The sequence below is a fragment of the Thiomicrorhabdus sp. Milos-T2 genome (assembly GCF_000702325.1).
Lineage (GTDB): Bacteria > Pseudomonadota > Gammaproteobacteria > Thiomicrospirales > Thiomicrospiraceae > Thiomicrorhabdus.
In genome coordinates this window covers 307,908-330,729 of the sequence record NZ_KL370891.1, presented here as the reverse complement: position 1 = coordinate 330,729, position 22,822 = coordinate 307,908, and the positions used below count along the sequence as shown (strand labels likewise).

At 39.4% G+C, this 22,822-nt stretch carries 16 protein-coding genes and 2 pseudogenes; 12 read left to right on the top strand and 6 right to left on the bottom strand.

The window, feature by feature from the left end; genetic code table 11:
• Position 1 precedes the first annotated feature (1 nt).
• The 4 genes from BS34_RS0101440 (at position 2) to BS34_RS13195 (ending at position 3,036) form a co-directional block, all read left to right on the top strand.
• Complete coding sequence (locus BS34_RS0101440) at positions 2-394, top strand: ectoine synthase (protein WP_029406779.1); 393 nt, start codon at positions 2-4, stop codon at positions 392-394.
• Between the two features lie 72 nt (positions 395-466).
• Positions 467-1,909, top strand: a complete 1,443-nt coding sequence (locus tag BS34_RS0101435) for an aspartate kinase (RefSeq protein WP_029406778.1) — start codon at positions 467-469, stop codon at positions 1,907-1,909.
• Entirely contained in the window at positions 1,897-2,799 is a 903-nt protein-coding gene (locus BS34_RS0101430) for a tetratricopeptide repeat protein (RefSeq protein ID WP_038126223.1), read from the top strand. Before BS34_RS0101435 ends, BS34_RS0101430 begins: the two co-directional genes overlap by 13 nt.
• A 129-nt stretch (positions 2,800-2,928) precedes the next feature.
• Positions 2,929-3,036: a sodium:solute symporter family transporter gene (locus BS34_RS13195; RefSeq protein ID WP_158660955.1), complete on the top strand. Its 108-nt coding sequence runs from the start codon at positions 2,929-2,931 to the stop codon at positions 3,034-3,036.
• Here the strand turns inward: BS34_RS13195 and BS34_RS0101420 are convergent.
• Positions 3,033-3,266: a hypothetical protein gene (locus BS34_RS0101420; RefSeq protein ID WP_029406776.1), complete on the bottom strand. Its 234-nt coding sequence runs from the start codon at positions 3,264-3,266 to the stop codon at positions 3,033-3,035. The genes BS34_RS13195 and BS34_RS0101420 overlap by 4 nt on opposite strands.
• Positions 3,267-3,520: 254 nt before the next feature.
• Entirely contained in the window at positions 3,521-4,156 is a 636-nt protein-coding gene (locus BS34_RS0101415; protein ID WP_029406775.1) for a TetR/AcrR family transcriptional regulator, read from the bottom strand.
• Between the two features lie 120 nt (positions 4,157-4,276).
• Between BS34_RS0101415 and BS34_RS0101410 the strand changes: the two genes are divergently transcribed.
• The 4 genes and pseudogenes from BS34_RS0101410 to BS34_RS0101395 all read left to right on the top strand — a co-directional run.
• Entirely contained in the window at positions 4,277-5,455 is a 1,179-nt protein-coding gene (locus BS34_RS0101410) for an efflux RND transporter periplasmic adaptor subunit (protein WP_051640622.1), read from the top strand.
• Between the two features lie 81 nt (positions 5,456-5,536).
• Entirely contained in the window at positions 5,537-8,689 is a 3,153-nt protein-coding gene (locus BS34_RS0101405; RefSeq protein ID WP_029406773.1) for an efflux RND transporter permease subunit, read from the top strand.
• The gene (locus tag BS34_RS0101400; RefSeq protein ID WP_029406772.1) at positions 8,689-10,128 is read left to right on the top strand and encodes an efflux transporter outer membrane subunit; all 1,440 of its coding nucleotides are present in this window, start codon (positions 8,689-8,691) and stop codon (positions 10,126-10,128) included. The genes BS34_RS0101405 and BS34_RS0101400 overlap by 1 nt, the downstream gene beginning before the upstream one ends.
• Before the next feature lie 244 nt (positions 10,129-10,372).
• Positions 10,373-11,923 (top strand): annotated as a pseudogene (locus BS34_RS0101395) (methyl-accepting chemotaxis protein); the annotation flags it as partial.
• Positions 11,924-12,487: 564 nt separating this feature from the next.
• Here BS34_RS0101395 and BS34_RS0101390 read toward each other — a convergent pair.
• On the bottom strand, positions 12,488-12,997 hold the full coding sequence (locus BS34_RS0101390) for an SDR family NAD(P)-dependent oxidoreductase (protein WP_051640620.1): 510 nt from the start codon (positions 12,995-12,997) through the stop codon (positions 12,488-12,490).
• Positions 12,998-14,044 (bottom strand): annotated as a pseudogene (locus tag BS34_RS12080) (IS4 family transposase); the annotation flags it as partial.
• 410 nt (positions 14,045-14,454) lie between these two features.
• On the opposite strand from BS34_RS12080, the gene BS34_RS0101375 reads away from it, so the two are divergent.
• Both BS34_RS0101375 and BS34_RS0101365 read left to right on the top strand, forming a co-directional pair.
• Positions 14,455-15,378 (top strand): LysR family transcriptional regulator, encoded by a 924-nt coding sequence (locus tag BS34_RS0101375; protein WP_029406769.1) that lies wholly within the window; start codon positions 14,455-14,457, stop codon positions 15,376-15,378.
• Between the two features lie 107 nt (positions 15,379-15,485).
• Positions 15,486-16,717, top strand: a protein-coding gene (locus BS34_RS0101365) for an IS3 family transposase (protein ID WP_106379956.1) whose coding sequence is annotated in 2 segments (ribosomal slippage) — positions 15,486-15,840 and positions 15,840-16,717 — 1,233 coding nt in all. Because the reading frame shifts where the segments join, the coding sequence is not laid out codon by codon here.
• Positions 16,718-16,793: 76 nt separating this feature from the next.
• Here BS34_RS0101365 and ssb read toward each other — a convergent pair.
• Entirely contained in the window at positions 16,794-17,393 is a 600-nt protein-coding gene (gene ssb, locus BS34_RS0101360) for a single-stranded DNA-binding protein (RefSeq protein ID WP_029406766.1), read from the bottom strand.
• Positions 17,394-17,528: 135 nt separating this feature from the next.
• Positions 17,529-18,908 (bottom strand): MFS transporter, encoded by a 1,380-nt coding sequence (locus tag BS34_RS0101355; protein ID WP_029406765.1) that lies wholly within the window; start codon positions 18,906-18,908, stop codon positions 17,529-17,531.
• Positions 18,909-19,175: 267 nt separating this feature from the next.
• Here BS34_RS0101355 and BS34_RS0101350 point away from each other — a divergent pair, with 267 nt between their 5' ends.
• Both BS34_RS0101350 and uvrA read left to right on the top strand, forming a co-directional pair.
• Complete coding sequence (locus BS34_RS0101350) at positions 19,176-19,913, top strand: SIMPL domain-containing protein (protein ID WP_029406764.1); 738 nt, start codon at positions 19,176-19,178, stop codon at positions 19,911-19,913.
• An 87-nt stretch (positions 19,914-20,000) separates the two neighbouring features.
• The gene (gene uvrA / locus BS34_RS0101345; protein WP_029406763.1) at positions 20,001-22,808 is read left to right on the top strand and encodes an excinuclease ABC subunit UvrA; all 2,808 of its coding nucleotides are present in this window, start codon (positions 20,001-20,003) and stop codon (positions 22,806-22,808) included.
• Positions 22,809-22,822: the final 14 nt, after the last annotated feature.

Here is a 22,822-nt window from a genome sequence, read left to right as displayed (position 1 = left end):
AATGATTGTTCGTAACTTATATGATGACATTATTGGAACAGAAGCCGATGTTGACAGCCAACAATGGAATAGCCGTCGTTTATTGTTAGCCAAAGATGGTATGGGATTCTCGCTACATGACACACTAATCAAACCAAATGAAGATTTACACCTTTGGTATAAAAACCATTTAGAAGCTGTCTACTGCATTGAAGGTGAAGGTCAAATATATGATAAAACGACTGGGATTACCCACCCAATAAAGGAAGGTACCGTTTATGCTTTAAATGAGAATGACCAGCATATTCTAAGTGCCAACAAAGGGGTTCAGATGCGTATGGTTTGTGTTTTCAACCCGCCAGTGACGGGTCGTGAAACCCATGACAAAGATGGCTCTTACAACCTGCCAGAATAAGGTTGACTGCAAAGTAGATAATGGCCTCAAATCATGAGGCCTTTTATTTCATGAACTATATTAAGAATATAAATGTCCAACAGAAACAATAAACTCAGTGTCGAGAAAATCGGTGGCACCTCAATGAGTCAATATCAAGCCGTACGTGATAACATCATGCTCTTACCAGAAAACCCTTATAATCGAATTTTCGTAGTATCCGCTTATGGCGGTGTAACAGATGATCTTTTAGAGCATAAAAAGTCTGGAAAACCAGGCGTATATGGACTATTTGCAAATGATGATACAGATGCAGACTGGCAAGTTGCACTTGAAGATCTCGGCCAAAAGCTAAATCATATCAACGCTAACTTTTTTGACGATTCGGATATGGCGTTTCAAGCTAATCACTTTATTAACAAGCGAATTGCAGAGACCGAGCAATTATTAAACTACTTACAAAACCTATGTCGTCATGGTCATTTTTCGCTCGAAAGCCATCTACTAACCGTTCGAGAGCTCCTCGCAAGCCTTGGGGAAGCACACAGCGCTTGGAATTTAACGCATCTTTTAAAGTCCGAAGGCATCAATACCCAATTTGTTGATTTGACTGGTTGGCAAACTGAAAACCCACTTTCATTAGATGAAATGATATCAATTCATTTTTCTGAAATTGACCTCAGCCAAACTCTTCCGATTGTAACGGGCTACACACACTGTTCTGAAAACCTCATGCAAACCTATGACCGTGGTTACAGTGAAATGACCTTTAGTCGAATTGCCGTCAAATTAAAGGCTTCAGAAGCGGTTATTCATAAAGAATACCATCTAAGCAGTGCAGATCCACGATTAGTAGGTGAAGAACAAGTTGTCCCTATTGGTAAAACCAATTATGACATAGCTGATCAACTTGCAAACTTAGGCATGGAGGCCATCCATCCTAGTGCAGCTCAAGGCTTAAGAAAACAGCAAATACCTTTACGCATTAAAAACACATTTGATCCTGAACACCACGGAACACTCATTACAGAAGATTATAAGAGTGAAGCGCCCCAGGTTGAGATTATTGCCGGTATGCAACGTTTATTAGCCGTAGAAATTTTTGACCAAGATATGATGGGTAATCGAGTTTTTTATGAACAACAACTGCTCGAAATTTCTAATCGTCTAAAATGCAAAGTCATCAATAAAGACTTTAATGCAAACACTATCACCATTTTTGTCGATGCCTCTTTGAAAAAAGTGAATCGTTTAACCAAACAGTTACAAGAAAAACTACCCAATGCATCGATACAGAACAGCAAAGTTTCTCTGGTTTCAGCCATGGGAAGTGACATGCGCATTAAAGGTTTCTTGAACAATGCTGTCAGTACCCTGTATGAAAATGGAATCAATATCGAAGCTATTCATCAGAATACACGCCAAGTAGAAATGCAGTTTTTTGTGAATGAAGCGGATTATGAAATATCAATAAAAGCCCTTCACCAAAGTCTAATTGAAGTTCACAACCATGGGAACGCCATATGCGCTCATTAAGCACAACGCTGTTCATCATCTTTTGTTTACTTTATCCAATAAAAGCAATATCAAATGATGATCAAGTTACAGATGAAGAAGCTTCAGCACATATTAATCAGTTGAAAAAGCCTTTATACAACCCTTTTATTGAACGATACTTGGTTGATGAAGTTAAAGCACTACGCATCGACATGCATAAACTTGAGGTCAATCTGACCAAGGAAGTGGTTGATCGAGAAATTAGAACCGTTGATAAGGTCACTAGCTACGCAACCGATACAATTACATACTTTTTCTATCTTATCGCTGGAGTCAGCTCCGTGCTAGTGATGCTTGGTTGGACCTCCATTCGAGATATCAAAGACAAGATTCATCATTTAGCTGATTCAAAAGTAAATGCCATAGTAGGAAGTTATGAAGAGCGCCTTGACCAGATGGAAGAAGCCTTAAATAAAAAATCTAGGGGGATTCTGCAAGCACAAAATAAACTTGAAAGACATCAAGAAATTCATACACTTTGGCTCAAAGCCGCTCAAGAAAACTCCAGTCACAATAAAATTTCAATTTACGACCAAATACTCGAAATTGATCCGGAAAATGTAGAAGCGTTAACCTACAAGGCCGATGCTGCATTGGAAATTAATGAACCTATATGGGCAATCAACCTTTGCCAAAATGCTTTGAAGCTTGATCCTGAAAATGCCCATGCATTTTATCAACTTGCCGGAGCACACGCCTTGCTGAACAAAATTCCAGAAGCCTTAAACTACCTAGAAAAAAACATCCAGTTATCAGAAGGCAGTTTCGAACAAATTACAGACGATCCCGTTTTTACAAACTTACTGGAACTACCTGAGTTTCAAAGCTTACTTGATCAACACCTAACAAGCACAACTAGCAATGGCTAAAAAAAGGCTACTCTTTCAATGATTCTATATGCTTTTATCACTTTTTTATTACTCTTCTTTTTTATTAGTGTCTCCAGCTATTTTGTAAGCAAATAGACACCATCAGACTATTTAGTTGCTGGAAAAAACATGCACCCACTATTTGTTGGTTTGATTTTAGAGGCCCTGTTTGCCGCGACCATGTCGACTGTTGATTCACTTATTCTAGCCTGTTCAGCGTTCTTAAGCCGAGATTAAACGGTAACACCGACGCAATCAATTTGGCTAACTAAATTTTCAACGTTTATCGTCTTAGTCGTTGCCGTAAGTTTTGCAATGAGTAATAACCAAACCATTTTTAATTTGGTCTTAGATGCCTGGGGAATGCTAGATTCGGCTTTTGCACCGCTGGTATTCTGATTAGCACTCGGTCGAGAAACTTCAGCTATCAGTTCAATCACCGCTATCAGTTCAATCACCGCTATCATTGTGGGAATAGTGATCTTTAGTCTGTTTACTTATGGCGGTTATCTCACCAATATCTATGCGTTAACTTTTGGGTTTATCGCTGGTTTAGCCATGCTCGCATTAAGCGAGTATCAGTTAGGAAAAAGTAAAAAATATGTTAGATAATCTACCAGGCCTGGTAGAAGGTAAAAAGTAAAAGCGTTGATCTAATTTAAAAATGCAGTGCAGTAAATCAAAGCCATTTATTTAGATAAAATGGCTTTTTATCAATTATCTATTTACTAATACCTTTCATAAAAATTTGCACGCCTTGAACCAAAGCTATTTCCACCTCTTCTTCTGAAATATCTTCACCAAAAAGCAGTCTATTCACAAATAATCCCTTAACCATTTCAATAAATTGGGTGGCAGCAATATCAGCATTGATAGGCGCAATTTTATTGAGCCTTACCTGTTCTCTCAAATAAGAAGCTAACATTTCTATGCCAACCTGAGGCCCATATTTATAGTAAATTCTTTGAATCTCTTTTTGATCGTCATTGTTTTCCATTAAAACTAAACGATAAATAGCAATGCCATCATGTTTTAACACAACACTTTGCATATGCCGCCCAAAGGTCATCAAACTTTTTTCTACGTCATCACTCCAAACCACACCTTCTTCTAATTCACTAAAAAAGTTCATGGCCAGACGTTTAAAAACCGCTTCAAACAAACCCAATTTATTACCAAATAAACGGTATAAGGTCCCTAAAGAACCGCCCGATAATCTCACAACCTCATTAACACTGGTATTCGCATAGCCTGAGGTCAAAAATAGTTCTTCTGCTGTTTCTAAAAATTTTTGCTGACGCGCTAAGCCCCTTTTATTACATGGCTCAGAAATGGATTGTTGTATTGCTTTTCGCATAATATCGCTAATTATTCACTTTTAATTTTTATGGGTATTGTACCTCATAAGTGATTGCCATAAAAGTGTAGTGTATGCTACACTTCTTCAAAATATTGATTATTTACAAAGGAAATTACCATGTTTTCAGCATTTTTAAATCCTAATAAAGGTTTAATTCAAAGTGTTATTGGGGCATTACTATTTATGCCTCTATTTGTTTCTGCGGCAGATTCAAGTCATAAACCGCAAGCAGTTCCTGTTGCAGCGATAACCGTTCATTTAGACAATATTCCTGTTTATACTGATTACTCTGCCCGAGCACAAGCCGCTCAACAAGTTGATATATATGCACGAGTGAGTGGAATTCTACAAAAGAAATTTTTTACTGAAGGTCAAAAAGTTAAGGCCGGACAACTGCTTTATAAAATTGATGATCGTAAATATCGAGCATTGGTGCTAAAGGCAAAAGCTCAAGTAAATGTTGCAAAAGCCAACCTCAATCAAGCAAAAAGAGAATATAACCGTGTTAAAGGCTTATATAAGAATAAAGCAGTCAGTGCGCAAGAAGTCGATACTGCTTTATCTAACCTTGAATTAGCTAAGGCGGATTTAGAAGGTCAAAAAGCGGCATTAAATGAAACTCAAATTGATTTGGATTACACTGAAGTTCGTGCCGAAATCTCTGGTATTGTTGGTATTAAGCAACAAGATATTGGAAGCTTAGTTGGCTCAAATTCTGAAAATTCTCTACTCACTAACATTACCCAATTAGATGTAATCAATGTGGTGTTTGCTATTCCTGATGCCGATTATATTCAACAGCAAAAAGAAATTCAGGCAGGCAAACTCAAGGCGCTTCCTAAAAACCGATGGACGGCACAAATCATCAATTCAAAGGATGATGAGATTACCTCTGGAAAAATTGATTATGTTGACAGCAACATCAACACAACAACTGGTAGCATTCAGGCACGAGCCGTATTTGATAATAAATCAAAACAATTAATGCCTGGATCATTTGTACGTTTAAGAATGACCGACTCAGTTCGTCAAAATGTATCCATCGTTCCTAAAAAAGCAGTTTTACAGATGGGGGGTCAATCTTTTGTTTATAAGGTTACGGATGGCATTGCAGATTTAGCTCCTGTTCATTTAGGGGATGAAAAAGGCTCAAATTGGTTAGTCGATTCTGGCTTATCTAATGGGGATATTGTCGTCACAAACAACCTTATAAAGTTACGCCCTAAAACCCCCGTATCAATATTGCCAAACAAACCAAATACCGCTGGTAAAACAGATAAAAAACACGCTGAATAATAATGACTTTGTTGTCTATTACCGTGCAAGGTCTCACCGTATTAAACCCATTAAATGAAACCGTTAATCTGAGGAAAAACCATGTTTTCTAAATTTTTTATTGATCGCCCTGTTTTAGCCAGTGTGCTGTCTTTTGTGGTGATTATCGCAGGGTTCCTTGCCATGAAAGGCTTACCCATTGCTGAATATCCTGAAATAGTACCGCCACAAGTTGCGGTAACGGCCGCCTACCCTGGAGCGAGTGCCGAAACCATTTCACAAACCGTAGCAGCACCTTTAGAACAGGCGATTAATGGCGTAGATAACATGTTGTACATCAACTCAGTGACTTCATCTTCAGGGACATTAACGCTTACCGTTACCTTTAAAATTGGTACGGATATCGACCAGGCAAATATTAATGTTAATAACAAGGTTCAAGGTGCATTAAGCAAACTACCAAACGAAGTTCAACGTGCTGGTGTCAATGTCAATAAAAAGTCATCCAGTATCTTAAAAGTGATTTCGCTCTATTCTGGAGATTCGAGTTTAGATACCGTATTTATTGCCAATTACGGCTTAATTAACGTCTTAGACGAACTCGCCCGTATTCCAGGCGTGGGAGAGGCTCGCCAATTTGGTTCTAAAGATTACTCTATGCGTATATGGCTAGACCCAAATAAATTAGCACAATACAAACTGACACCAAGTGATGTTTATAATGCCATTCAGTCACAAAACTCTCCGTTTGCTGCGGGACGTTTTGGCCAAGAACCCATGGCAAATCCTCAAGCCTTTTCTTATACCGTCACGACTGAAGGTCGTTTATCAACGCCTGAACAGTTTAAAAACATTATTTTAAAAGCCGAACAACAAGGTAATACCTTACGTTTAAAAGATGTTGCTCGGGTTGAATTAGGGGCTCAAGACTACAATTTTAATGCAACCTATGATGGTAAACCAACGGTACCGATTGGGGTCTTTTTAAAGCCTGGGGCAAATGCCTTAGAAACCTCTGATCTTATTGATAAAAAATTAGCAGAACTTTCTAATAGTTTTCCAAAAGGTCTTGATTATTCGGTACCTTATGACACGACTGAATTTGTCAATATCTCTATTGAGAAAGTAATCTACACACTGTTTGAAGCCCTAATTTTAGTGGTTTTAGTGGTCTATCTATTTTTACAAAATGCACGCGCAACGTTGATTCCCGTTTTGGCGATACCTGTCTCTATCATTGGTACCTTTATCGGAATGTATCTACTTGGATTCTCAATCAACCAACTGACCTTGTTTGGGATGATACTCGCCATTGGTATTGTGGTGGATGACGCCATTATCGTGGTAGAAAACGTTGAACGAATCATGCGAACCGAAAACCTCTCTCCACGTGAAGCAACCATTAAAGCGATGAGTGAAATAACCGGCCCGATTGTGGCGATTGTTTTAGTACTTGCTGCGGTGTTTATCCCTGTTGCGTTTATTAGTGGGTTAACAGGTCAAATGTATAAGCAGTTTGCCATTACCATTGTTATTTCTGTCACTATCTCAGGAATTGTGGCTCTAATCTTAACACCCGCTTTATGTGCCAATATATTACAATCCGCACATCAAAAACACACAGGCTTTTTCTTATACTTTAATCGCTTTTTTGAACGCATTACCAGTGGGTTTACAGCGGGTGTTAGAACGATTATGCGTTACAGCTTAATCAGCGTATTACTTTTTGCAGGCCTGGTAGCGATAACCTATCAAACATTAGGCACTGTTCCAAAAGGCCTACTTCCCCAAGAAGATAAGGGGACTATGTTTGTACTTAACTATTTACCGCCAGCGGCTTCATTGTCTCGTACCGAGGTGGTTCGTGATAAATCGTCAGAAATGCTACGCCAACACCCTGGTGTGGCTCATGCAATCAGTTTTGCTGGGTTTGATTTACAAACATTTACCAATAAATCCAATGCCGCGGTCTCTTTTGTCAGCTTAAAACCTTGGGATGAGAGAACTGCACCAGACGAAAGTTTACAAGCGATTTTAGGTCAACTATTTGGTCAGTTGATGGCGATTCCAGATGCGTTTAGTATTCCAATTGGCATGCCAACCATTATGGGAATGAGTATGACAGGTGGTTTTGAAGCCTATTTACAAAATCGTACTGGAGATGGCTCTTTAGCCTTAAGTAGAGTCACCGACGAATTGATTAAAAAGGCCACGGCACGCCCTGAATTAAAATCGGTACGGACAACTTTCTCCACTAAAGTTCCTCAATATGAAATCACTTTAGACCGTGAAAAAGCACAAGCGATGCAAATACCTGTTGCGGATGTCTTTTCTGCAATGCAAGCGACCTTTGGAACGCTTTATGTGAATGACTTCAATTTATATGGTCGTATCTATAAAGTGAACTTACAGTCTGAATCTAACTTCCGTGAAAAACCAGAAGATTTAGCTCAAGTTTTTGTGCGTTCACAAACTGGTCAAATGGTTCCTTTAAGTGCCTTAGTTAGCATAAAACGTAGCACAGGTGCCGATATTGTGGATCGTTTTAACCTTTTCCCTGCCGCTAAGTTAATGGGAGAACCTGCTCCAGGCTATAGTTCTGGTCAAGCGATAGCGGCTTTTGAAGAAGTGGCTAATGACGTCATGCCAACGGGTTATAGCTTAGGTTGGGTGGGTGAAGCATTCCAAGAAAAACAGTCTTCTAGCTCGGGGAACCAGGCCTTTATATTTGGTTTACTGTTTGTCTTCTTAATTTTAGCGGCACAGTATGAACACTGGTCAATTCCTCTTGCGGTGCTAACCGCTGTTCCATTTGCCGTATTAGGAGCAACTATTGCGGTTAAATTAAGTGGCCTACAAAATGATATTTACTTCCAGCTGGGCTTATTAACCTTAATCGGTCTATCTGCCAAAAATGCCATACTTATTGTTGAAGTTGCCATACAAAAACACAAACAAGGACTGTCATTGGTTGAAGCGGCAGAAACAGCGGCTAAATTAAGATTTAGACCGATTGTGATGACCTCTTTGGCCTTTACTATTGCTGCAATACCTCTTATGTTGAGCACAGGAGCAGGTGCTGCAGCACGTCACGCAGTGGGTACAGGCCTGGTAGGAGGAATGATTGCGGCAACTTTATTAGCACCACTATTTGTACCCATGTTTTTCCGTTGGGTTGCGGGCATATCTGAAAGATTCTCTTTCAAAAAAACAGATAAAAAAGCGATTGAAAACTCACCAATGGAGTCTAAATAATGAGAAATTTAATCACCATTTCGGCTCTTGTTCCTGTCTTAATGTTGACAGGTTGTAGCCAAATACCGACTTATGAAAAACCTAAAGTAGAACTGCCAACTCAGAGCAGTTGGAATCACTTACAGCCTAAAGTCGGTAATCAATTAAATCTAAATGAACAGGCCTGGTGGAATCAACTGTCTGGCGATGACACCTTAGCAAAATTAATCAAAGAAGCGCTTATTCACAATAGTGATATTGCGCTAGCTCAGCTTAACTTGCAACAGGCACGTTCAGTGTCAAATCAAAGTAAAGCCGCTCAATATCCAGAGTTAAGTTCAAGCGGTTCATTGGGAAGATCAAAAAATTCCTTAAATGAATACCCTGTTGGTTCTGAATATACTTATGGTGCTTTTTCTTTAGGGGGCTTATTAAGTTATGAGATTGATTTATGGGGAAAAAATGATGCCCTTAAACAACAAGCACAGGCCAACTTAAAAGCGACTGAAGCAGATCAAAAAACCATTAAATTAAGTGTCACTGCCGCAGTCGCCCAAGCTTACTTAAATTTAATGGCCTTAAATCAAAATGTGCATATTGCGCAAAACACAGTTGAATCTCGTCAAGGTGCCTTACAACTTCGACAAACACAGCTTAAATATGGCAGTGTTACCCCGTTATATGTTCACCAAGCGGAATCTGAACTAGCCTCGGTTGAAATTTCTCTACAACAGCAACAGCAGCAACGTGATTTACAGCTTCATGCCCTATCAGTGTTAGTCGGTCAATCGCCAAAAGCCTTAACGCAAATGACTGCCAGCTCATTTAAAACTAAAGACTTAAACTCACTTAATAGTTTGCCGATTCCTAAAGGATTACCTTCTGACTTGTTAGAACGTCGTCCTGATATTATTGCGATGGAACAAAAGCTCATTGCCGGCAATGCAAATATTGGTGCCGCCAAAGCCGCATTGTATCCGTCTATCAGTTTGAGTGGTTTGTTCGGTTTTTCAAGTGAAGCCTTAAATGAACTATTTACCGATGATTCTGTTAGCTGGAGTACTTCAGCTGCAATTAACGCCCCCATTTTTGATTATGGAAAACGTCAATCGCAGGTACAAATAACTAAGGCACAAAAGCAAGCGTTAGTCATTCAATACCAACAAACCATCCGTACGGCTTTTAAAGAGGTGTTGGATGCACTGACTAACCTTAAAGGCAGCAGCCAGCAACTAGCGGCACAACAACGCCAAGTGGCCGCACTTAAACAAATATTGGATCTGTCGCAAAAACGCTTTGACGCAGGTTATTCAAGTTATCTAGAAGTATTGGATGCCCAAAGAAACTTATTTAATGCTGAAATAAATAGCGTAAATTTAAAACTTGCTCACTCAACTGCTTTGGTCAATTTATACAAAGCGCTTGGTGGCAATTGGCAAGAACCTAAACTCTATACCTAAGCTATGAAATCTCTTTGCCTGTTCTGAATAAATACCTTAGCAACCTCTTTATACAGGCAGTTTAAGACGCTACTATTTTTTCTGATAATTTTATTAGTGAAGTTTTGGAATAGAACATGCTTATGTTTTTAGCACAATCTTTGGTAAAGCAGAATATAAATCGCTATTAAATTCAAAACTAGTTTAACGTAAAACTTAACCAATTAATTTATATAGAAAAAATACTTAACAAGAGGTAAAACATATGTTTTGTAGAGAATATAAGCAAAAAATCAATAAACAAACCAAGATACTAGATGAACAAGCCGCCTTTATCAATGCAATTGAAAAATCTAGTGCCATTATTGAATTTGACCTATCAGGAAAGGTATTAACAGCCAATCCAAATTTTTTACATCTAATGGGCTATGAACTTGAAGAAATTGTAGGCAAACCTCATAGAATATTTATAGCACCTGAAGAAGCATCTAGCGCTGAATATGAAGATTTTTGGCGAAAGTTAAGAGCCGGTGATTTTGTGTCTAGCCGATTTAAGAGAATTGCTAAAAATGGGAATACGATTTGGCTGGAAGCGAGTTACAACCCCATTTTAGACAAGACTGGTAAACCATATAAATTTGTAAAATTTGCGACGGATATTACAGAAAAAGTACAACATGAAATAGAAGTTCAAGCAGAGATTAATGCCATTAATTCGGTTATGGCCACGATTGAATTTGATACTCAAGGCAATATTCTGACAGCCAATGACAATTTTTTAAAAATCATGGGTTACACTCTAAGCGAAATACAAGGAAAACACCATAGCATGTTTGCCGTTGGCAATTTTGCACAAACCCCAGCTTATAAAGCATTATGGGATAATCTTGCAAAAGGCCAGGCCTTTTCAGATACTTACGAACGCAAAACAAAAAATGGCGAAACCGTATGGTTGGAAGGAAGTTATAACCCTATATTAAATCCTGATGGACAGGTCTGTAAGGTCATAAAATATGCAACCGATATTGGTTCAAACAAAAATGCTATTTTATTGGATAAGGTTATTGATGATGCCTCCAATGTTATAGATAAAATGGCAGGTGGAAACCTATCGGCGCAAATGCAAAATCACATCGACCCAGATGCGGCATCTCTTTATGACCAAAATATCATAAAATTATCAGGTACGATTGAAGAGCTAGGTTCTAAGTTACAAGATGTTATTTCAGAAGCATTAGAAGCCGCCAATACCGTCAATGATGTGTCAGGTGAAGTGGCGACGAGTGCTTTAGATTTAAGCCAGAGAGTTCAGGAACAAGCGGCTGCTTTGGAAGAAACTTCCGCGACGATGAATGAGATGAACTCTCAAGTGCAAAGTAATACTCAAAATGCACAAGAAGCAGAACAAGTCTCTAATGATGTTCAGTCAAAAGCAAAAAGTGGTCAGACGATTATGGTGGATACCATTAACGCAATGGAAAACATTCAAGAGTCGAGTCACCGAATTTCTGATATTGTCACCCTCATTGATGGCATCGCCTTTCAGACAAACTTACTGGCACTCAATGCCGCTGTTGAAGCCGCTAGAGCAGGAGAACATGGAAGAGGTTTTGCTGTCGTTGCAGGAGAAGTTCGAAACTTAGCACAAAAGTCTGCAGAAGCTGCTAAAGATATTAAAAATCTTATTGAAGAAACCGTAACAAGAGTGACGCAAGGCGTAAAATTAGCCAGTGATTCTGGTGAGATGTTAACTGACATTAATGATGCCATACAGATAGTCACGCAAATGATAACTCAAATCGCACAAGCCTCTACTGAACAGGCTGAAGGTGTTCATCAAGTTCATCAAGCAATAACGCAAATTGATGAAGTCACTCAACAAAATGCCGCATTAGTTGAAGAAACCTCAGCTTCTGCGGAGAATTTAAAAGACCAGTCTGAATCTTTAAATCACACCATGGGATTCTTTAATAGAGGTACGCAGCATCAATCCCAAACGCCTCACAAAAAAAGAATAAAAAACCAGCAGAAGATTGTTGATATCCAGCCTGTGGAAAATAACAAAGTATCATCATTTTCAACAGATTCAAATACTGTTGAAATTCCGGCAAACGCTGAAAAATGGGAAGAGTTTTAATGTGAGACCTTTGCACGAGAGTATGTACGAGTAAAAATGGTTAAAATTCACCCGATTTTTGTTGAAAAACTTGCGAATAGCTAGCTATTCCCTACGTTTTCCGCCGCAATCAGGCAAATTTTCCCTCATTTTTCTTTCGCACCTATCTCGTGCAAAGGTCTCAATGTAAATATTGGAGTTAATGAAAAAAATTGGGGGCTGTTTTTACCTTAGCTCTCTTTTTCAGAAAAAAGCAAAACGACTTTACGACACAAGTTGATTCATTCCACTAATTAATAACCCCTGTTGTGTTAAATCCATTGCCATTTTATTTGGTTTTGCAAAGGCTTCAATATCATTATCAAAATAGAGACCATTAGCATTTATAAATTTATCACTAATAGCCGTTTCAACCAGTAAATCTGAACCTATCGACAAGTCTTTTCCCTCAATTCCAAACCCATCTTTAACCATTTTTGTGGCAAGTAAAGACCCTGGATTAATTGCGATGAATTGAATATCATTTTGTTGAGACTGTGCCATTGCAAAGGTCCATGCAATCAAAGCTAATTTACTCTCAGAGTAAGCTTGCATTGGGTTCGAATAATTTTTGCCCTTTAAAAAATCTAAATCAAATTTTTCTTGGGCCGCTGAGGCCAAATTAACAACTCTTGCCGTGTGAGTTAAATTTTCCAATAACGATTTAGCCAAAATATAGGGAGCGAGTGTGTTCACTCGAAAGCGAACATCGATTTCACCCCACTGCTGTCCCACTTAATTTCTCACCAAGCCTAAACTCATTTGGGGCCTCACGTTTTCTACATTAGGTGGTGGCTTCAAAAGTTCTATTAACGGCCTTCTAATAAATAGATTCATTTGTAGTAATCTTAAAATCTGCTGAAAACTCTTTTTCGATCCTGATTGAAACTTAAGAAAAGCGATAATCAAATAAACACATAATGCGGCCATGATTTGAGTCATTACCGCATTTTTAGAGTTACCTAAAAAAGCTTTGATTTTTAGATTTTGTTTGATCCATTTAAAGAAGAGTTCTACCTGCCAACGCTCTTTATATATATCTGCAATTGTCTGAGCTGACCAGTTCATTTGATTGGTAATAAACTGATAATCTTTTTGCGTGACGGGGTCGTAATAATTCACTAAGCGAATAGCGGGTAAGTTTTCTCTAAGGGATTTCTGTCCAGTGTATTCAATGATCTGATCAGAAATAATGTTTAAGTTTTTTGTCGTCGGTAACGTTTTTACAACTTTATACTTTGCATTGCCTCGGATTCTTGTTACCCATACCAACCCTTTTGAACTCAAGGCTTTGTGCCAGCTGAAGTTGTTATAACCTTTGTCAAAAACGAGTACACTTCCCTTTGGAAACTTCCATAAATCAACTTGTTTCATTTCAGACTCTTTGGCTCCTGTTAAGGATGCAAAAGCTGGGATAAGGCCATCATGATCAAGTCCAATATGCAGTTTCATGGCTGATTTTTTCTTATTGTAATCCGCCCATGGAAAAAGCTTCATGGAAAGATCAATAAGAGAACCATCCAACGAGAATAGCTTTGATTTGAATCTGAAATTATGTTTTGGTGAGTGCTGAGAGCATTGTTTGTAAAGCTTAGAAAACAAGTCAGAATAGAACTGATAATCTAGCTTTTCATTGGCTCGACTGAATGTCGTGCGTTTTATTTTTTGGCTGCCTAAATGATATTGCTGTTGGGGTTGTGACTCTATTGTGGCTTCAATATCTCGAAGGCTATGGCGTGCACCTATCTGGCCAATCGCCAAGGCTGCAAATTGAGACCAGCGACTTAAAGCGTCACTTCGTCATTTCCCATCATGAATGCTTGAAAGCTTTTCAAATTCAAGTCTCGGAAACATTTTTAAGACTTGTGATAATACTGTATTATGAAAGCTCATAGTCTGAATCCTCTGTTATTACATATGTTTGGTGGTACTTACATTGTAACAATCTGTATGGATTCAGGCTTTTTCATTTTAGCTAAGTGGGACAGCAGTGACGTGACCCTCTTTTATCTGAGGTTTGGCAACAACTTGCTGTGAAAATTTTGCCGAAGAACCATATTCATTTAAAACCATTGCTTTCATTATTTTTATCCTTGTATTTAATTGCTTAATCTGACAAAACAATTCTAATACCTACTGAATAAATTTATAATACAGCCTAAAAAACAAACAGTTTATAGATTTTACTGAAAATGAATATTGAACACTTAAAACTTTTTATCCGCATAGCCGCCTTATTAAATATCAGTAAAGCGGGTCAAGAACTTGGACTTTCGCCTGCCGTTGCCAGTGCACATATCAGCAAATTAGAAGAGATGCTTGGCACGCGTTTATTAAGCCGAAGTACCCGAAAAATCTCTTTAACTGAAGAAGGGAGAATTTTCTTACCGCATGCCCAAGAAATTCTAGAAAGCGTTGAACAGGCAAAAGGCTCTATCGGCATTGGCAACCGCACACCAAGCGGGACTATTCGCCTAACCGCTCCTGCCTCTTTTGGTCGACAACACCTACTACCTGCCATTACTGACTTTTTGAAAGATCATCCACAAATCACCATAGATTTAAGTATGACGGACATTATTATGGATGTAATAGAAGGTGGATTTGATGTGGCGATTCGCATTGGAAGTTTAAAAGATTCAAACTTGATTGCACGAAAAATAGCTGAAGACAACAGAGTGATCTGCGCCTCGCCTGATTACCTTAATGAACATAATCCGATTGAATCACTGAACGACCTTAAACAACATGATTGCATTAACCTTAGAGGCTTAGATGTTTGGTATTTTAAAAACCCAGAATCTGTAGATGAAAAACCCATTGCCATTAAGACCCAATCTAGACTCATGACAGACAATGGAGAAGTTATGCGTGACGCTACGGTTGCTGGATTAGGACTTTCAATCAATTCAACTTGGAATTGCTACCAACAAATACAATCAGGTCAATTACAGCAAACCCTAGAGAATGTCTCTTTGAGTGATTCAAATGCCATTTGGGCGGTTTACCCTACTAACCGATTAGTGGCACCCAAAGTCAGGTTGCTTATCGATTATCTAATTAAGCGGTTTGGTAAAGAACCTTATTGGGATAAATCTTTTAAAGCAAAAACATAAACAATATTTTTTGGCATAAAAAAAGCCCGCTTTCGCGGGCTTTTTGAGTAATTTTGACCCGTCCTAAATAAGGTTGACACTTTTTCCACTCTTAAAAGGAAAAAGTAATGACATCAAAAACTAAGCGCACCCAACGCGATTATTCTCTCGCCTTTAAACTGTCTGTTGTAGACCAAATTGAAAAAGGCGAAATGACTTATAAACAAGCACAAGCTCGTTATGGCATCCAAGGTCGCTCAACCGTTTTAACTTGGCTACGCAAGCATGGTCGGTTAAATTGGACAGACTCCACATCGATTAACCGCCATCAACGAGGTATTTGTATGCCAACTGAAAAATCCAAACCCACACCAGAACAACGTATTAAAGAGTTAGAGCAGCAACTTGCCGAAGAAAAGCTAAAAGCGCAGTTCTTTGAAGGTGTGGTCAAAGTCTTAAATGATGACTTTGGAGTCAGTATCTCAAAAAAGCGGCTTGCCATCTTATCACGCAAAAACAGATCCAAGGGCTCAACGTGAGCAATGCTTGTCGGTTTTTGCAGATTAGCCGTCAGGCTTATTATCAAGAGTTGGCAAGACAAGAAAAGAGAGAAAAACAGTATCAGGCGGTACTGGATTTTGTTCGTGAGATAAGAATGGAACAGCCTCGTATAGGCACTCGAAAGTTACAACACTTATTACTCTCTCAAGCTCAAGAAGTGTTGAAGATAGGACGAGATCGATTGTTTGACTTACTGCGTTGGCAGCGTTTATTAGTCGTTAATAAGCGCGCCTATCATAAAACTACGCACAGTCATCATCGGTTCTATAGGCATCCTAATTTACTAAAGGAAAAGCCTCGAGAGGAACTGGCATGTTCACCTGAACAACTATGGGTGGCGGATATCACCTATTTACCATTGCAAAATGGGCAAGCTTATCTAAGCTTAGTCACCGATGCTTATTCGCGTAAAATCGTTGGCTACCATGTGCACGATACGCTTCAAGCCACCCCTGTTCTCAGTGCTTTAAAGAAAGCAGTAAAATCAAGACAATACCAAGGCGAGTTAATCCATCACTCAGATGGAGGGATACAATACTGCTCAAAAATCTATCAAGACTTCCATCAAAAGCATGGTATTACCTGTTCGATGACAGATGGTTATGACTGTTATCAGAATGCTTTAGCAGAAAGGGTCAACGGGATATTGAAGAATGAATTCTTGTTAACCAAGCCAAAAGATATCCAGCAGGCTAAGAAAATGGTGAAAGAGTCGATTGAGATTTACAACACAAAACGACCGCACTTGGCGTTAAAATACAAAACGCCCGACGAAGTTCATCGAGCGTTTTTAACCTGAAAAAAGTGTCAACCTATATCAGGACGGTACATTTTAAACAATTTTAAATTTACTGTATTTTAAAATCAGGTACACTTCAAAACGGAACATCATCATCGTCAAAGTCATTAGGTGCATAAGCTGGTGCTCGTTGTGGTTGTGCTGGCTGTTGCCCACCCATTGGCGGTACATTTTGTTGTCCCATTGGGTTTTGTTGTCTTGGTTGTTGTGCTGGCTGCTGGTTGAAACCACCTTGCTGAGGTGCACCACCCATTTGACCACCTTGGTTACCCATGGGCGCTTGGTTAAAATCATTACCAGCACCAAAAGATGCGTCACCACCTTGACGATTACCCCCGCCAAGCATCTCCATTTTGCCTTCAAAACCACTTAACACTACTTCAGTGGTATAACGGTCTTGACCATTTTGGTCTTGCCATTTGCGGGTTTGCAATTTACCTTCAAGATAAACCTGTGAGCCTTTTTTAAGGTATTGGCCAGCAATTTCAGCTAATTTTCCAAACATAGAAACACGATGCCATTCAGTTTTTTGCTGTTTTTGCCCAGTGTTTTTGTCATTCCACTCATCACTGGTTGCCACACTTAGGTTTGCAATGGCATTACCATTTGCCGCATATTTCACTTCTGGGTCTGCACCTAAGGTTCCCACCAAAATGACTTTATTCACACCACGCATACAATTGCTCTCTCTATTTTTAATTTATATCTTGAGTCCTTTGTACCCCAGAAGCGCGAAAGAAAAATATGGTAAAAACCATTTTTATTCATGCCGCCGTCTGGTGCAAAGGTCTAATCTTATTAATTTTACAATTTATCTTTGTTCTATGTAATTAATTAACGCAGCTTCATCGACAACTTTTCTGTCTATTTTGAAGTACACACGTTTTTCATCTGCTAATACTACCACTTCATAAATACCGTCGTAGGATAACAATTTGTTTTGAATACTTTCAATCTCACCTTCTTTAAGGTCTTCAATCGCCAGTGAAGCAATGCTTAATGGAAGAGGTTTTTCCATTGTTAAAGCGGCTAATGTCCATAAAGCACCAATGGTTGCGGTAAAAATGAACACGCCATCATGCCCATAATGCTGATAGAAGTAACCCCCCATTGCGCCACCTAAAGCGGCGCCTAAAAACTGACTGGTTGAAAACACACCACTGGCGGTTCCTTTTTTATCTGCTGGAGCAAGTTTTACGACTAATGAGGGGAGAGATGCTTCTAATAAATTAAAAGCGGTAAAAAAGATTAACAATAATGCAAATAGTGTCCAAAAGCTTGGTGCTACAAAGGCAAAACCAAGTTGCATTAGAGTTAGAGTCGCTATAGCGCCTACAAATACCATTTTCATTCTGCCGCGGCTTTCGGCTTGAATAATAAAGGGCACCATTAATACAAATGACAGGATCATAACAGGTAAATAAATTTCCCAATGATCAGTCACTACCAGGCCTGCTGAATCTTTTAAAGTAAGAGGTAAAACCACAAACATGGCGGTTAACATGGCGTGCAGCACAAATACACCAAAGTCTAGACGCAGCAGTTGAGGATTTTTTAGAATCTCTTTAAATTGACTAGGATCAGCTTCGGCTTCACGTTGAAACTGTTGTTTTTCAATATCAGGCATTGCATATTTAACAAGTAGCATACCCGCAACCGCTAAGGCAGCAATTGTCCAAAATATACCTCTTACCCCAAATACACTGGCTAATAATGGCCCTGCGATTAATGACAAGGTAAATGAGAAACCAATAGTCATTCCTACAATTGACATGGCTCTTAAACGAAACTGTTCTGAGACTAAGTCTGCTACAGAGGCCATAAGCACTGCGGCAACAGCCCCCATACCTTGAATCGCTCGTCCAATAATCATCATTTCAATAGAGTCGGCCATGGCACAGACTATCGAGCCAAGCATAAAAATAAACATACCCGCAATAATGAGCGGTTTACGACCATATTTATCTGAAAGCATTCCGTATGGAATTTGCAAAAACGCTTGGGTAAGGCCATAAATCCCCATGGCAATACCAATTTGTAGACCCGTTATACCGTTAAATTCCTGATGTGCAAATAATGCAAATACAGGAAATATCATAAAGAGACCTAACATTCGGGTAGAAAAAATACCTGCAATAGAGAACGCGGCTCGTTTTTCTGTAGGACTCATGACATTAGAATGTTCAATCATTTATTTTGTGTCTCAATGTTTAATTAATCTGAGAAATCAGGTCTATTTTTTAATAACAAATAACGCGGAATTATAACACCGTTGACAAAAACTAGAGCTATAATCGAATACAACTTATTGACAGTTATAATGAGACCTATGCTCGAGATGAATACTCGAAGCGACTTCTTACAAATTAATTTTAATCTCTAACTATAGTCATAAGCATGGAATAAACATTAAGGTTTCAATTTTAAAAACAACCAGGCCTGGTTGAAAGGAATTATCATGAATAATACGACTTACCCCGCGTTTTTATTACCGATTTTTATTTTAAGCTTGCTATTGCTGAGTGTTACGTCTCTAACGGTAAATGCTGACGATAGCTATAAAGATGATAGCTATACCAAGGGTAATAAAGTGCATTTTTCTATTACGGAATCGCAGAATGTGGCTAACAACCGCATTACACTGACCTTTAATCGAGTTGCCGAGGGCATTAGTCCACAGGCTGTGGCGAATGAAATCAACCTAAAAATGCAGGCGGCAATCAGAGCCCTAAAAGCCTATCCAGAAATCATTACTCAAACCAACCAATACAACATTAGGCCCATCTATAAAAAACAGGTCATTAGTCACTGGCGCGGGCAACAAAGTTTGGTGTTGAGCATAGAAAACAAACCCGGTTTAATTGCTATTTTGACTAAAATCCAGCCTTACTTAGCGTATCAATCAATGCAGTTTGGTATTTCAGATTCGGTAAAAAAACAAGTTATGGCTCAGTTAACCGATAAAGCAATTCAAAGTTACCGCAAGCAAGCCCAACGCATTGCTAATAACTTTCAAGCTAGCTCATTTAGAATTTTAGAGACTCGTATTAATAACGCTAACGGCTATACCCCTCAACCAAGATATGCACGCTCAGAAATGGCCATGATGTCTTCTGATATGGCGGCACCCGCGGTTAAAGTGGGTCAAAGTAAATTAAACGTGACCATTACAGGCACTCTTTTATTAACGCCATAAGAGTGACCAGGCCTGGTAACTCTAGTCGCGTAAGATTTTACTTTCTTGCTATAATGGCCGTTTGCTAATTTAAAACGGTCGTTTCCAATGCTCGAAGAAATTGTTATCCGCGGTGCTCGTACCCATAACCTAAAAAACATCGATGTTACCCTTCCTCGAGATAAACTAATTGTGATTACGGGTTTATCTGGTTCAGGTAAATCCTCACTCGCTTTTGATACGATTTATGCTGAGGGACAACGACGTTATGTGGAGTCTCTTTCTGCCTATGCACGGCAATTTTTATCCGTCATGGAAAAACCCGATTTAGATCATATTGAAGGGCTTTCACCTGCCATTTCTATTGAGCAAAAATCGACCTCTCACAATCCTCGCTCTACTGTTGGTACGGTAACTGAAATCTATGACTATTTGCGTTTGCTTTACGCTCGTGCTGGTACACCACGTTGCCCACATCATGGTTGTGATTTAGAAGCCCAAACCGTTAGCCAAATGGTTGACCACACCTTAACCTTACCAGAAGGCAGCAAGTGTTTACTCATTGCTCCCATTGTACGAGGTAAAAAAGGCGAACATCACCACCTATTGGATGAGTTACAAGCGCAAGGTTTTATACGAGCCCGTATTGATGGCAAAATTTACGACTTAGACGGCACCATTCAATTAGAAAAAAATAAGAAACATGATATTGAAGTTATTGTGGATCGTTTTAAAGTTCGCAATGACATCAAACAGCGTTTAGCTGAATCGTTTGAAACGGCTTTGAGGCTTGCTGAAGGTTTAGCGCAAGTCTTGCCCATGGATGAAGACGATGATTTTGCGCTCCTATTTTCGGAACGCTTTGCCTGCCCGCATTGTGGTTATAGCGTGCCAGAGCTTGAACCTCGAATTTTCTCGTTTAACAATCCGCATGGTGCTTGTCCAACCTGTGATGGTTTGGGCATTAATGATAGTTTTGATGCTGACCGCGTTATTACCCATCCTGAATTAAGTTTGGCCGGTGGAGCAATCCGCGGCTGGGACCGTCGCCACAAATACTATTATGACTTACTCAAAGCCTTAGCCGATCATTATGGTTTTGATATTGAAGCCCCTTGGGAATCGTTAAACGAAAAACATCGTAAAATCATTTTATTTGGCTCAGGTAAAGAAAAAATTCCCTTACCCCATGGAAAATATAGCGACACTCGACGTTTTGAAGGCGTTATTCCCAATATGGAACGCCGTTTTGCGGAAACTGAAAGTAAAGCCGTACGCGATGAATTAGAAAAATATCGAGTCACCACGCCTTGTAAAAGTTGTCACGGAACTCGTTTAAATGAAGCTGCACGTAATGTATTTGTTAATGACCACACCTTACCTGCTTTAACATCACTTCCGGTAGGCGAACTCCATGACATTTTTAGCAGCTTAACGCTTGAAGGTGCCAAGGGTGAAATTGCCAGTAAAATTATTAAAGAGGTGCATGACCGCTTAACTTTCTTAGTCAATGTTGGCTTAAATTATTTAACCCTAGACCGCAGTGCCGACACCTTATCCGGTGGAGAAGCTCAACGAATTCGTTTAGCCAGTCAAATTGGAGCAGGCCTGGTAGGTGTGATGTATGTGTTGGATGAACCCTCAATTGGTTTGCATCAACGTGACAATGATCGTCTTTTAGCCACGTTGACTCATTTACGTGATCTAGGTAATACCGTTATTGTCGTTGAGCACGATGAAGATGCCATTAGAGCCGCTGACTATGTATTAGATATTGGCCCTGGAGCAGGTATTCACGGTGGTCGAATTATGGCGGAAGGTACGCCTGATGAAGTGACGAACAATCCTAATTCATTAACCGGACAATTCCTAAAAGGAACTCGCAAAATTGAAGTGCCTGGTGAACGTTTACAGCCTAGCAAAGATAAATGGCTAACCATTACTGGAGCAAGTGGTAACAACTTAAAAGACGTTACCTTAAACATTCCAGCAGGCCTGCTAACTTGTGTAACCGGTGTTTCAGGTTCAGGTAAATCCACTCTTATAAACGGCACCTTATCTAAGCTTGCCGCTAATGAATTAAATAAAGCTCAACATACACCAGCCCCTTATAGCAAACTCTCAGGAATAGAACATTTTGATAAGTCGGTTAATATTGACCAGTCTGCGATTGGACGCACGCCACGCTCCAATCCAGCCACTTATACCGGATTATTCACTCCCATTCGTGAACTGCTTTCAGCCACTCCAGAGTCACGTGCGCGAGGTTATACTCCAGGACGCTTTAGCTTTAACGTTAAAGGCGGACGCTGTGAAGCCTGCCAAGGTGACGGCGTACTTAAGGTAGAAATGCACTTTTTACCGGATGTATATGTGCCCTGTGATGTTTGTAAAGGCGCCCGATATAATCGAGAGACCCTGCAAGTTCAGTACAAAGGCAAAAACATTCATGAAATTCTAGAAATGACTGTGGAAGATGCTCGTGCATTTTTTGATGTGATTCCAGTCATTGCACGTAAACTTCAAATGCTAATGGAAGTTGGTCTGGGTTATATCAAACTAGGGCAAAGTGCCACAACCTTATCTGGTGGTGAAGCCCAGCGTGTTAAATTAGCTAAAGAACTTTCTAAACGTGATACGGGCAATACACTTTATATTTTAGATGAGCCTACCACAGGGCTGCATTTTCATGATATTGAGTTACTATTAACCGTTATTCGTCATCTAAGAGATCAAGGTAATACCATTGTTATCATCGAACATAATTTAGATGTTATCAAAACCGCAGACTGGATTGTAGACTTAGGCCCCGAAGGTGGCTCTGGTGGTGGTCAAATTTTAGTCGCAGGGACTCCAGAAACCGTAGCAAGCTGTAAAGAGTCTCATACCGGTTTCTATTTAAAGAACATGCTGTAAGTTACCAGTCCTGG

What these genes read in the sequence shown, in the direction of transcription:
- BS34_RS0101440 (WP_029406779.1), top strand. Translation starts at nt 2, where the DNA reads ATGATTGTTCGTAACTTATATGATGACATTATTGGAACAGAAGCCGAT.
- BS34_RS0101435 (WP_029406778.1), top strand. Translation starts at nt 467, where the DNA reads ATGTCCAACAGAAACAATAAACTCAGTGTCGAGAAAATCGGTGGCACC.
- BS34_RS0101430 (WP_038126223.1), top strand. Translation starts at nt 1,897, where the DNA reads ATGCGCTCATTAAGCACAACGCTGTTCATCATCTTTTGTTTACTTTAT.
- BS34_RS13195 (WP_158660955.1), top strand. Translation starts at nt 2,929, where the DNA reads ATGCACCCACTATTTGTTGGTTTGATTTTAGAGGCCCTGTTTGCCGCG.
- BS34_RS0101420 (WP_029406776.1), bottom strand. Translation starts at nt 3,266, where the DNA reads ATGATAGCGGTGATTGAACTGATAGCGGTGATTGAACTGATAGCTGAA.
- BS34_RS0101415 (WP_029406775.1), bottom strand. Translation starts at nt 4,156, where the DNA reads ATGCGAAAAGCAATACAACAATCCATTTCTGAGCCATGTAATAAAAGG.
- BS34_RS0101410 (WP_051640622.1), top strand. Translation starts at nt 4,277, where the DNA reads ATGTTTTCAGCATTTTTAAATCCTAATAAAGGTTTAATTCAAAGTGTT.
- BS34_RS0101405 (WP_029406773.1), top strand. Translation starts at nt 5,537, where the DNA reads ATGTTTTCTAAATTTTTTATTGATCGCCCTGTTTTAGCCAGTGTGCTG.
- BS34_RS0101400 (WP_029406772.1), top strand. Translation starts at nt 8,689, where the DNA reads ATGAGAAATTTAATCACCATTTCGGCTCTTGTTCCTGTCTTAATGTTG.
- BS34_RS0101375 (WP_029406769.1), top strand. Translation starts at nt 14,455, where the DNA reads ATGAATATTGAACACTTAAAACTTTTTATCCGCATAGCCGCCTTATTA.
- ssb (WP_029406766.1), bottom strand. Translation starts at nt 17,393, where the DNA reads ATGCGTGGTGTGAATAAAGTCATTTTGGTGGGAACCTTAGGTGCAGAC.
- BS34_RS0101355 (WP_029406765.1), bottom strand. Translation starts at nt 18,908, where the DNA reads ATGATTGAACATTCTAATGTCATGAGTCCTACAGAAAAACGAGCCGCG.
- BS34_RS0101350 (WP_029406764.1), top strand. Translation starts at nt 19,176, where the DNA reads ATGAATAATACGACTTACCCCGCGTTTTTATTACCGATTTTTATTTTA.
- uvrA (WP_029406763.1), top strand. Translation starts at nt 20,001, where the DNA reads ATGCTCGAAGAAATTGTTATCCGCGGTGCTCGTACCCATAACCTAAAA.